The 10,842-nt window shown below is 61.7% G+C and carries 13 protein-coding genes; 11 read left to right on the forward strand and 2 right to left on the reverse strand.

Annotation, left to right across the window (positions count from 1 at the left end; all coding sequences use genetic code 11):
* Positions 1–5: 5 nt before the first annotated feature.
* The 5 genes from ACE3P2_RS01010 to ACE3P2_RS01030 all read left to right on the forward strand — a co-directional run bounded on the left by ACE3P2_RS01010 (position 6) and on the right by ACE3P2_RS01030 (position 4,477).
* A complete protein-coding gene (locus ACE3P2_RS01010; protein ID WP_374259880.1) occupies positions 6–275 on the forward strand; it encodes an MmoB/DmpM family protein in 270 nt (89 codons plus the stop codon).
* Between the two features lie 25 nt (positions 276–300).
* Entirely contained in the window at positions 301–1,854 is a 1,554-nt protein-coding gene (locus ACE3P2_RS01015) for an aromatic/alkene/methane monooxygenase hydroxylase/oxygenase subunit alpha (RefSeq protein ID WP_374259882.1), read from the forward strand.
* Positions 1,855–1,915: 61 nt separating this feature from the next.
* A complete protein-coding gene (locus ACE3P2_RS01020) occupies positions 1,916–2,275 on the forward strand; it encodes a phenol hydroxylase subunit P4 (protein ID WP_374259884.1) in 360 nt (119 codons plus the stop codon).
* 72 nt (positions 2,276–2,347) lie between these two features.
* Positions 2,348–3,403, forward strand: coding sequence for an NADH:ubiquinone reductase (Na(+)-transporting) subunit F (locus ACE3P2_RS01025; protein ID WP_374259887.1), 1,056 nt, complete (start codon positions 2,348–2,350; stop codon positions 3,401–3,403).
* A gap of 144 nt (positions 3,404–3,547) precedes the next feature.
* Positions 3,548–4,477 carry a catechol 2,3-dioxygenase gene (locus ACE3P2_RS01030; protein ID WP_374259890.1) on the forward strand — a complete coding sequence of 310 codons (930 nt, stop codon included), beginning with the start codon at positions 3,548–3,550 and terminating at the stop codon, positions 4,475–4,477.
* 87 nt (positions 4,478–4,564) lie between these two features.
* Here the strand turns inward: ACE3P2_RS01030 and ACE3P2_RS01035 are convergent, their stop codons facing one another.
* Entirely contained in the window at positions 4,565–5,278 is a 714-nt protein-coding gene (locus ACE3P2_RS01035; RefSeq protein WP_374259893.1) for a GntR family transcriptional regulator, read from the reverse strand.
* Between the two features lie 178 nt (positions 5,279–5,456).
* On the opposite strand from ACE3P2_RS01035, the gene ACE3P2_RS01040 reads away from it, so the two are divergent.
* The 6 genes from ACE3P2_RS01040 to ACE3P2_RS01065 all read left to right on the forward strand — a co-directional run bounded on the left by ACE3P2_RS01040 (position 5,457) and on the right by ACE3P2_RS01065 (position 10,238).
* Complete coding sequence (locus ACE3P2_RS01040) at positions 5,457–5,903, forward strand: heme-binding protein (protein WP_374259895.1); 447 nt, start codon at positions 5,457–5,459, stop codon at positions 5,901–5,903.
* Between the two features lie 73 nt (positions 5,904–5,976).
* On the forward strand, positions 5,977–6,771 hold the full coding sequence (locus ACE3P2_RS01045; protein ID WP_374259898.1) for an SDR family NAD(P)-dependent oxidoreductase: 795 nt from the start codon (positions 5,977–5,979) through the stop codon (positions 6,769–6,771).
* A gap of 32 nt (positions 6,772–6,803) precedes the next feature.
* A complete protein-coding gene (locus ACE3P2_RS01050) occupies positions 6,804–7,715 on the forward strand; it encodes an acetaldehyde dehydrogenase (acetylating) (RefSeq protein WP_374259901.1) in 912 nt (303 codons plus the stop codon).
* Positions 7,716–7,725: 10 nt separating this feature from the next.
* Positions 7,726–8,757, forward strand: a complete 1,032-nt coding sequence (dmpG, locus tag ACE3P2_RS01055; RefSeq protein ID WP_374259904.1) for a 4-hydroxy-2-oxovalerate aldolase — start codon at positions 7,726–7,728, stop codon at positions 8,755–8,757.
* Between the two features lie 54 nt (positions 8,758–8,811).
* Positions 8,812–9,198, forward strand: coding sequence for a 2-hydroxymuconate tautomerase family protein (locus tag ACE3P2_RS01060; protein WP_374259906.1), 387 nt, complete (start codon positions 8,812–8,814; stop codon positions 9,196–9,198).
* An 86-nt stretch (positions 9,199–9,284) separates the two neighbouring features.
* Positions 9,285–10,238 carry a transporter gene (locus ACE3P2_RS01065; protein ID WP_374259909.1) on the forward strand — a complete coding sequence of 318 codons (954 nt, stop codon included), beginning with the start codon at positions 9,285–9,287 and terminating at the stop codon, positions 10,236–10,238.
* A 278-nt stretch (positions 10,239–10,516) separates the two neighbouring features.
* On the opposite strand, the gene ACE3P2_RS01070 is transcribed toward ACE3P2_RS01065, so the two are convergent.
* A partial coding sequence (locus ACE3P2_RS01070; protein ID WP_374259911.1) for a hypothetical protein occupies positions 10,517–10,842 on the reverse strand: 326 nt, incomplete at its 5' end.

A 10,842-nucleotide genomic window follows, 5' to 3' on the forward strand; every position in this document is an offset into this window, starting at 1 on the left:
ACTCGATGTCCACCGTATTCATTGCGCTGCAAACCAACGAAGAAACGCGTCCGATCGTCGAGGCGATCGTCCAGGACAACCCCGATGCCGTCGTCAATGAACAGCCGGCGATGGTCAAGATCGACGCCCAGGACAAGCTGACGATCCGCCGCGAGACCATCGAAGAGCTGATCGGCCGCAGTTACGACCTGCAGGAGCTGCAGGTCAATCTGATCACCATTTCCGGCAACCTGGACCAGACCGACGACGAGATGGTCCTCTACTGGAACGCCTGACAGAGCGAAAGAAGGAGACACGAACATGGATATGCAAGTCGCCAAGAAGAAGCTCGGCCTCAAGGAGCGCTACGCGGTCATGACCCGCGGCCTCGACTGGACGCCGTCGTACCAGAAGATGGAAGACATCTACCCGTACATGGCGTACGAGGGCATCAAGATCCACGACTGGGACAAGTGGGAAGACCCGTTCCGCCTGACGATGGATGCCTACTGGAAGTACCAGGCCGAGAAGGAGCGCAAGCTCTACGCGATCATCGACGCCTTCAACCAGAACAACGGCCACCTGAACGTCACCGACGCGCGCTACATCAACACCGTCAAGCTGTTCATCAGCGGCATCAGCCCGCTCGAATACGTGGCGCACCGCGGCTTCTCCCACGTTGGCCGCCAGTTCCCCGGCCCCGGCCCGCGCGTCGCCTGCCTGATGCAGGCCCTGGACGAGATCCGTCACGCCCAGACCCAGGTGCACTCCATCTCCAACTACAACAAGTACTACAACGGGATGCACGACTTCCACCACGCCCATGACCGCGTGTGGTTCCTGTCGGTGCCCAAGAGTTTCTTCGACGATGCCATCACCGCCGGCCCGTTCGAGTTCATGGTGTCGATCGGCTTCTCGTTCGAGTACGTGCTCACCAACCTGCTGTTCGTGCCCTTCGTCTCGGGCGCGGCCTACAACGGCGACATGGGCACGATGACCTTCGGCTTCTCGGCCCAGTCTGACGAAGCCCGTCACATGACTCTGGGCCTGGAAGTCATCAAGTTCATCCTCCAGCAGGACCCGGCCAACGTGCCCATCGTCCAGCGCTGGATCGACAAGTGGACCTGGCGCGGCTACCGCGTGCTGACCCTCGTCGCGATGATGATGGACTACATGCTGCCCAAGCGCACCATGAGCTGGAAGGAAGCCTGGGAGGTCTACTTCGAGGAGAACGGCGGCGCGCTGTTCAAGGATCTGGCCCGCTACGGCATCAAGATGCCGGACTGCGCCGCGCAGATCGCCCTGGAGAAGGACCACCTGTCGCACCAGGCCTGGAGCACGTTCTACAACTACGCCGCCGCGGCCAACTTCCACACCTGGATGCCGGACGAGGACGAAATGGCGTGGCTGTCCGCCAAGTACCCCAACAGCTACGACAAGTACTACCGTCCGCGCATGGAGTTCTGGCGCGAAGAAGCCGCCAAGGGCAACCGCTTCTACAACAAGACGCTGCCCATGCTGTGCCAGACCTGCCAGATCCCGATGATCTTCACCGAGCCGGGCGACCCGACCAAGATCTGCTACCGCGAGGTGGATTACAAGGGCGACAAGTATCACTTCTGCTCGGACCACTGCAAGAAGATCTTCGAGGACGAGCCCGAGAAGTACGTCCAGGCCTGGCTGCCGGTGCACCAGATCTACCAGGGCAACTGCTTCCCTGAAGGCACCGACCCGACCGTGGAAGGCTTCGATCCGCTTGCCGCCGTGCTGAAGTACTACAACCTGGAATTCGGCCGCGACAACCTGGACTTCGATATCTCCGAAGACAAGAAGAACTTCGCCGAATGGCGTGGTCAGGCGACCAAGAACATCTGACGACCGATGCGCCGCGAGCCTCGCCGGCTCGCGACCGCGAAAAACATTCAGGAGACATGACATGGCTGTAGCTGCCGTCAAAGCGTACGAATTTCCGCCCGCCGACACCGTGGACAAGTTCCACGGCGCCCAACTGCTGTACATCGGCTGGGAAGACCACCTGCTGTTCTGCGCGCCCTTTGCCTTTCCGTTCCCACCGACGATGCGCTTCGGCGACATCCTCGCCGGCGTCCTGCCGGGCGTCTTCGGCTATCACCCGGACTTCGCCAAGATCGATTGGGCCAAGACCGAGTGGTTCAAGTCCGGCCAGCCCTGGCAGCCGGATGCCGACAAGTCGCTGGCCGAGAACGGCCTCAAGCACAAGGACGTGATCCGCTTCCGCACCCCGGGTCTCACCGGGATCAAGGGCTCCTGCAGCTGATGCCCTGACCACGGCCGGCGGCTCGCCGCGCGCGGGTCGCCGCCCCTCGCAAGACCGATAACGAGAAGAGCCATGAGTTACGAACTGACCATTGAACCGATCGGCCAGACGATCGAAGTGGAGGAGGGGCAGACCATCCTCGACGCCGCCCTTCGCGCCGGCATCTGGCTGCCCCATGCCTGCTGTCATGGCCTGTGCGCCACCTGCAAGGTGCAGGTGACGGATGGCGAGGTGGACCACGGCGAGGCGTCCAGCTTTGCGCTGATGGATTTCGAGCGCGACGAGGGCAAGACCCTGGCCTGTTGCGCCCGCCTCGAGAGCGACGTGACGATCGAAGCCGAGATCGAGGAGGAGCCGGATGCCGAAACCATCCCGGTGCGCGATTTCCCGGGCACCGTGAGCCGCATCGAACAGCTCACCCCGACCATCAAGGGGATCTTCGTCGAGCTGGACGAAGCCATTCATTTCCAGGCCGGTCAGTACGTCAACGTGGAGATTCCGGGACTCGGCATCACCCGCGCGTTCTCGCTGGCCAACGTGCCGTCCACGGGGCGCGAGATCGAACTCAACATCCGCATCGTGCCGGGCGGGGCGGGGACGACCTACCTGCATCAGCAGCTCAAGCCCGGCGATCGCATCACCATCTCCGGCCCGTACGGGCGCTTCTTCGTGCGCAAGTCGGCGGCTTCGGCCTCGATCTTCATGGCGGGGGGCTCCGGTCTATCGAGCCCGCGCAGCATGATCCTCGACCTGCTCGAAGAAGGCTCGACCCTGCCGATCACGCTGGTGTACGGCCAGCGCACCCGCGAGGAGCTGTACTACCACGACGAGTTCCTGGCCCTGGCCGAGAAGCACGCCAACTTCACCTACGTCCCGGCCCTGTCGGACGAGCCGGCCGATTCGGACTGGACGGGTTTCCGCGGTTACGTGCACGAAGCCGCCAAGGCGCACTTCGACAACGACTTCCGCGATCACAAGGCCTACCTGTGCGGACCGCCGATGATGATCGACGCCTGCATCACCACGCTGATGCAGGGGCGCCTGTTCGAGAACGACATTTACACCGAGAAATTCTTCTCGGCCGCCGACGCTCAGCAGGTCCGCAGCCCGCTCTTCAAGCGAGTTTGAGATGGATCAAGAAATATCGAGAAAAAGCAAAATTATCGCGAATTCGTCGGTATTCTCTTGGACGCAGTCTTAAGTTTTTCCAATCAACAATCTGCCTGATCCGGACCACTCAGAGCCGGAAGGGCGTAACTGGAGGAGAGTTTCATGGCAATGACTGGCGTACTGCGTCCGGGGCACATCTCGCTGCGCGTGCTGGACCTGGAAGAGGGGATCAACTTCTACAAGAACACCCTCGGCCTCGTCGAAACCGGCCGCGACAATCAGGGTCGCGTCTATTTCAAGGCCTGGGACGAACGCGATCACAACAGCGTGCTGATCCGCGAGGCCGAGCAGGCCGGTGTCGATTTCTTTGCCTTCAAGGTCGAAAGCAAGGACGTCCTCGAAAAGCTGGATGCCGACCTGAAGGCCTACGGCCTCGCCACCGAACGCATTCCGGCCGGTGAAATGCTCGAAACCGGCGAGCGCGTCCGCTTCCTGCTGCCGTCGGGCCATTACATCGAGCTGTATGCCGAGAAGACCGACATTGGCAACGGCCAGCCCTACGTCAATCCGCAGCCGTGGATTCCGGCCGCTGAGAACGGCATCGCGCCCAGCCGCATGGACCACTGCCTGCTGTACGGTCCGGACATCGAAAAGGTTCAGGACATCTTCGAGAAGGTGCTGGGCTTCTTCCTCGTCGAGCATGTGGTGATGGAAGACGGCAAGACCGATCTGGCGATCTGGCTGTCCTGCTCCACCAAGGCCCACGACATCGCCTTCGTGCGTCACCCGGAGCCGGGCAAGCTGCACCACGTGGCCTTCAAGCTCGATAGCTGGGAGCGTGTGCTGCGCGCCGCCGACCTCATGTCGATGAGCAAGATCTCCATCGACATCGGGCCGACCCGCCACGGCATCACCCGCGGCACCACGATCTACGCCTTCGACCCGTCCGGCAACCGTTTCGAGACCTTCTGCGGCGGCTACGACACCTATCCCGACTACAAGTCGATCAAGTGGACCTGGGACGAAGTCGGCCCCGGCATCTTCTACCACGACCGCAAGCTCAACGAGCGCTTCCTGACGGTCGTTTCCTGATCGATCCACGGTCGGTCAACGCAAGACGGCGGGGAAACCCGCCGTCGCGTCGTCCCCGCACAGGGGAGTGGAGTGGGGCCGCAGCCCTTAGTTGACGAGCTCCGGTGGCAGTTTGCGGACGGCCTCGAGGGTGCGCAGGATGTGATCGGACAGGATTCGTGCCGCCTCCTTGGCGTCGCGCGCCAGCGCCGCATCGACGATCGCCTGATGTTCGGAATGCACGTCGCGGGAGATCGGCTGACGGAACAGCGACAGCCGCCGGTAGCGCTCCGACTGGAGGTACAGGATGTTCTGGAAATGACGCAGCCAGCGGGACGTCGAAGCGGAGATCAGCACCTCGTGGAAAGCCCGATTGCGCATTTCCCATTCTTCACGCGAGGCGTTGGTGCCGTCGACCAGCTTGTCCTCGGCACGCGACAGCATGTGGAACGACGCCACCACGTTGGCCTCCCACACGTCGTCACCGAGTTCGATCGACTGTTGCAGTGCGACGGTTTCGAGCAGCACGCGGGTCCGGGTGATGTCTTCGAAATCGTCGAGGGAAATGGGGGCCACGCGAAAGCCGCGCTGCCCCTGGGCCACCACCAGCGCATCGGTGACCAGCAGCTGCAGCGCTTCACGCAGGGTGCCGGCGCCGACCGAATACTGGTCCTTGAGATGTTCGACGCGCAGCTTTTCACCGGGGCGGTGCACGCCCTCGATGATGTCCCGGCGCAGTTGCCGGTAAGCCGCTTCGGCAAGTGTCTTCGGCTCGTCCGCGTGACTGCCGGACAGATCGGGGACGGTGGCGAGATCGTTCATCGTGCGGGGTTCTCGGGTTTCGGTGCGGGTCAGGATGCACGCGGATTGAGCGGAATTTTAGCTGAAAACCCTTATCCCGGTGATAGTAAAAAATCTCGAGAAAAACATTGACTGTCGAAACAGAAGCCAATATTGTTCTCAAGTGATGAGTCTTCTATAACAGTCGGGCCCCTTCACCATGAGCGATCAAGCCGTTTCCTCCGTAGCCGTTCCCCAGTCGGTCATCTCGGCCGAGGCCGTCACCGTCGCGCTCGAGGCGGCGGTTGCGTACGCGGCCAAGATCGGGGTCAAGATCAACGTCGCCGTCGCCGATTCGGGCGGCAACCTGAGCGGCTTCCTGCGCATGCCCGGCGCCTTCATCCAGTCCATCGACATCGCCATCGACAAGGCCTACACCGCGGCCGGCTTCGGGTTTTCCACCAAGAAGTGGATGGATTTCATCGGCCACGACGACGGGATGAAGTTCGGCTTCTCGGCTCGCCCGCGCCTTGTCGTGTTCGGGGGCGGCCTGCCGATCCGGGTGAATGGCGAGCTGATCGGCGGCATCGGCGTCTCGGGAGCCTCCGAGGCGCAGGACGAAGAGTGCGCTCGGGCGGCGCTGGCGGCCATCGGCGCGACCGAATGACATCAACGGCCTGCGTAGCGGGCCGTCGGGCGGGCGCGATGTCGCCGTACCCGGAGTTTTCTAGCGAGGTTTTATGGATCTTCAACTTGCGGGCAAGCGCGCCCTGATCACCGGCTCCACATCGGGCATCGGCTTTGCAACGGCGGTCGCGCTGGCGAAGGAGGGGGCTGCGGTGGTCCTCAATGGCCGAGGCCGCGCCGGCGTCGCTGCCGCTCTGGAACGCCTCCAGGCGGCGGTGCCTGGCGTGCAGGCCAGTACGGTGGCTGCCGACTTGTCTTCTGCGACGGGATGCGAGTCGCTGATCGCGGCCTGCCCCGAAGTGGACATCCTCGTGAACAACATGGGCATTTTCGATCCCAAGCCCTTCGAGCAGATTGCCGACGAGGAGTGGTTCGACTTCTTCGAGACCAACGTGATGAGCGGCGTGCGGCTGGCCCGCCACTACCTGCCGGCGATGAAAGCCCGCGGCTGGGGCCGGGTGGTGTTCATCTCGAGCGAATCGGGCATCTGCCCGCCGGCGGAGATGGTGCATTACGGCATGACCAAGGCGGCGCAGCTCTCCGTATCCCGCGGTCTCGCCGAAACCTGCACGGGCTCGGGCGTTACCGTGAATTCCGTTCTCCCCGGCCCGACCCGCACCGAAGGCGTCGCGACGTTCTTTGGCCAACTCGCCAAGGAGCAGGGCGTTTCCGTGGAGGAAGCCGAACGGGCCTTCTTCGCCAACGCGCGGCCGACTTCGATCATCAAGCGCCTCATCGATCCGGCCGAGGTCGCCGCCATGGTCACTTACGTTTGCAGCCCGCTGTCGTCCGCCACCCAGGGTGCCGCCCTGCGTGTCGAGGGCGGTGTGGTCCGCAGCATGGTTTAACCCCAGCGTTTCAACAGGAAATAAACAAAACGATGAGCAAGAAGATCAAGTGTGCCCTGATCGGTCCCGGCAACATCGGCACCGACCTGCTGGCCAAGCTGCAACGCAGCCCCGTCCTCGAGCCGGTCTGGATGGTCGGTATCGATCCGGATTCCGATGGCCTCAAGCGTGCCCGCGACATGGGCATCAAGACCACCGCCGAAGGCGTGGACGGCTTGCTGCCGCACGTCAAGGGCGATGGTGTGCAGATCGCCTTCGATGCCACCAGCGCCTATGTCCATGCCGAGAACAGCCGCAAGCTCAACGAGCTGGGCGTGCTGATGATCGACCTGACCCCGGCCGCCATCGGGCCGTATTGCGTGCCGCCGGTCAATCTGCTCGAGCATGTTGGCCGTGGCGAGATGAACGTGAACATGGTCACCTGCGGTGGCCAGGCCACCATCCCGATGGTCGCCGCCGTGTCCCGCGTCCAGAAGGTTGTGTATGGCGAGATCGTCGCAACCGTGTCGTCCAAGTCGGCGGGCCCCGGCACGCGCAAGAACATCGACGAGTTCACCCGCACCACCGCGGGGGCCATCGAGAAGGTGGGTGGTGCCGAGAAGGGCAAGGCGATCATCATCATCAATCCGGCCGAGCCCCCGCTGATGATGCGCGACACCGTGCATTGCCTCGTCGAAGGCGAGCCGGACCAGGCCAAGATCACCGAATCGATCCACGCCATGATCAAGGAAGTGCAGAAGTACGTGCCGGGCTACCGCCTGGTTAACGGCCCGGTGTTCGACGGCAACCGCGTTTCCGTCTTCCTGGAAGTCGAAGGCCTGGGCGACTACCTGCCCAAGTACGCCGGCAACCTGGACATCATGACCGCCGCCGCCGCCCGTACCGCCGAGATGTTTGCCGAGGAAATCATCGCCGGCAAGCTGACCCTGCAAGCCACTGCCTGAGGAATAGACGATGGATCTCAAAGGTAAGAAAGTTACCCTGCACGACATGACCCTGCGTGACGGGATGCACCCCAAGCGACACCTCATGTCTCTCGAGCAGATGAAGTCGATCGCCACGGGTCTCGATGCCGCTGGTGTTCCGCTGATCGAAGTGACCCACGGCGACGGTCTGGGCGGCAGCTCGGTGAACTACGGTTTCCCGGCCCACACCGATGAGGAATACCTCTCCACCGTCATCCCGCTGATGAAGCAGGCCAAGGTCTCGGCGCTGCTGTTGCCCGGCATCGGCACCGTCGATCATCTCAAGATGGCCCGTGAGCTGGGTGTGAACACCATTCGCGTGGCCACCCACTGTACCGAGGCGGACGTCTCGGAACAGCACATCACGATGGCCCGCAAGATGGAGATGGACACCGTCGGCTTCCTCATGATGAGCCACATGAACAGCCCCGAAGGCCTGGTCAAGCAGGCCAAGCTGATGGAAGGCTACGGTGCCAACTGCATCTACGTGACCGATTCTGCCGGCCATCTGCTGCCCGACGGCGTGAAGGCCCGCCTGTCCGCCGTGCGCGATGCCCTCAAGCCCGAGACCGAGCTGGGTTTTCACGGTCACCACAATCTCGCGATGGGCGTGGCCAACAGCATCGCCGCCATTGAAGTAGGCGCAACCCGCATCGACGCTGCCGCCGCAGGCCTGGGTGCCGGCGCCGGCAACACGCCGATGGAAGTGCTCGTCGCGGTGTGCGACCTGATGGGCATCGAGACCGGCGTGGATGTGGCGAAGATCACCGACGTCGCCGAAGACCTGGTCTTCCCGATCATGGATTTCCCGATCCGCATCGATCGCGACGCGCTGACCCTCGGCTATGCCGGCGTGTACGGCTCCTTCCTGTTGTTTGCCAAGCGTGCTTCGGTCAAATACGGCGTGCCGGCCCGCGACATCCTCGTAGAGCTCGGCCGCCGCGGCATGGTGGGTGGGCAGGAAGACATGATCGAGGATACCGCCATCACGATGGCCAAGGCCCGCGGCCTGATCGTCTGATGTTGTTGTGCGGGGCGCTGCGGCGCCCCGTTTTTCAATCGCCCGGAGAGTGACATGCCGTTTGCTCAGGTTTACCTCGTCGAAGGCCAGACCGCGCAGGAAAAGCGCGCGGTGATCGCGAACATCACCCAGGCGCTGCAGGACGCGGTCGGTGCGCCGCGACCCAATGTGCGGGTGTGGATTCACGATGTGCCGAAGTCCAATTTCGGTGTAGGCGGGGAGTGCATCGAAGATCTCGAGGACAGCAATTTCCCGTTCGTCCAGCTGTTTCTCATCGAAGGACGGACCGAAGAGCAGAAGCGCGCGGTCATCGAGAACGTGACCCACGCGCTCGAAGTCTCGGTTGGCGCCCAGAAGGGAAGAATCCGTGCTTGGATTCAGGAAGTCCCCAAGGCCAACTGGGGAATCGCCGGCCAGACCGCCAAGGATCTCGGTCGCTGATTTGTAGTTAACCGCCCCCGCTTGCACCGGGGCGGTGCGGTATCCAGTCGTAAAAAAATCATCCAATAACCGCAAGGAGGGGAATCATGAAGAAGTCATCCATCGCACTACTCGTCGGCGGCCTTTTTCTGGCCACAGGCGTCGCCCAGGCCAAGGAAGGCGGAGACCAATACCCGAATGGTGCCGAGAATTGGTACGCCGGCGCGTTGCCGCCGCCGGGCACCTATTTCATCAATTACTTCGGCTACTACGGCGGCAAGCTGCAGGACGGTAGCGGCAATGCGGTCAAGAACCCGGCCAACAGCAAGGAGGCCCGTGTCGATGCCTTCTTCGACGCGCTGCGTGTGGTGCACGTGACTAACACCCAAATCCTCGGTGGCAACTGGGCGATGCACGCAATCCTGCCGATCGTTAGCCAGAGCGTTGGCAATCTTCCCGGCACTGTCGGCTCGGCCAGCAAGTTCGGCATTGGCGACATCACCATCGACCCGCTGGTGATCACCTGGCATCACAGCCCGGAACTGCATACCGCGTTCGGCTTCGACATCAACCTCCCGACCGGCGCCTACGACAAGGACGATGCCCGCAAGAGCATCGGTGCTAACTACTATAGCTTCGAGCCCATCTACGCCGTCACCTGGCTGCCGCAGGGAAGCTGGGAGCTGTCCGCCAAGCTGATGTACAACATCAAGACCAAGAATAACGATTCCGTCTTCCTTGGTCAGAGCGGCAAGTACCAGTCCGGCGACGAGTTCCACATGGATTACCTGGTGGGCAAGAAGATCGGCGACTGGGCCGTCGGTGTCAGTGGCTACTATCTCAAGCAGATCACCAACGACAAGTTCAACGGTGAAACGGTGCAGGGGATGAACAACATCATTTCCACCGGTCGCAAAGGGCAGGTGTTTGCATTCGGTCCGAGTGTGAAATACACAACCAAGACCGGCACGATGTTCGTTGCCCAGTGGCAACACGAAACCATGGTGGAAAACCGCTTCCAGGGCGATAAGCTCTGGTTCAAGCTGGTGACGCCGCTTTAAGCCCCGCTGAATGCCGTTGGCGGACCTGAGGGGTATCTGCGATACGGCCTTATGTTCGTGCAGTGGTAAGTCTGAGCGTGCGCGTTACCACCCCCCGTTCGGTATCTTTCCGATCGGGGGTTTTGTTTTGTATTGCCGGAGAAAAAGAGCCGGCATTGAAGTCGATGTGACGCGAGGCGTCTAGGGCTTGAAATCTGGCCCATGCCGACGACTTTCGAAGCAAGCAGCCAGTTTTTCTGATTTATACGCACGAGGTGTTGACAGTTTTTCTGTAGTCCTTATAATTCGGCCTCTTTCGCAGCGACGCTTTCGGCGGGATTGGAAGTGTGGCGGTGAGGAGGCTGGGTTTGCGGTGTATTGCAGGCTTGGGGCGTTAAGCGGTGCGATTCTGGTTTTAAAAAAGATTCGCGCAGTGCTTGACAGGGTCTGAAAGCTCTGTATAATGCGCACCTCTTCGCTGCATGACGCAGCGGTTCTTTAAAAAGATGAACAACCGATAGGTGTGGGTACGCGGTTTCGAGGGGTTTTTGGTTTATACCAGAAGCCACGAAGAAATTGAAGTATCTGCAGAAATCGTCAGGTTTCTGGAGTTTTTGGATTGAAC

The organism is Zoogloea sp. (genome assembly GCF_041911615.1).
GTDB lineage: Bacteria > Pseudomonadota > Gammaproteobacteria > Burkholderiales > Rhodocyclaceae > Zoogloea.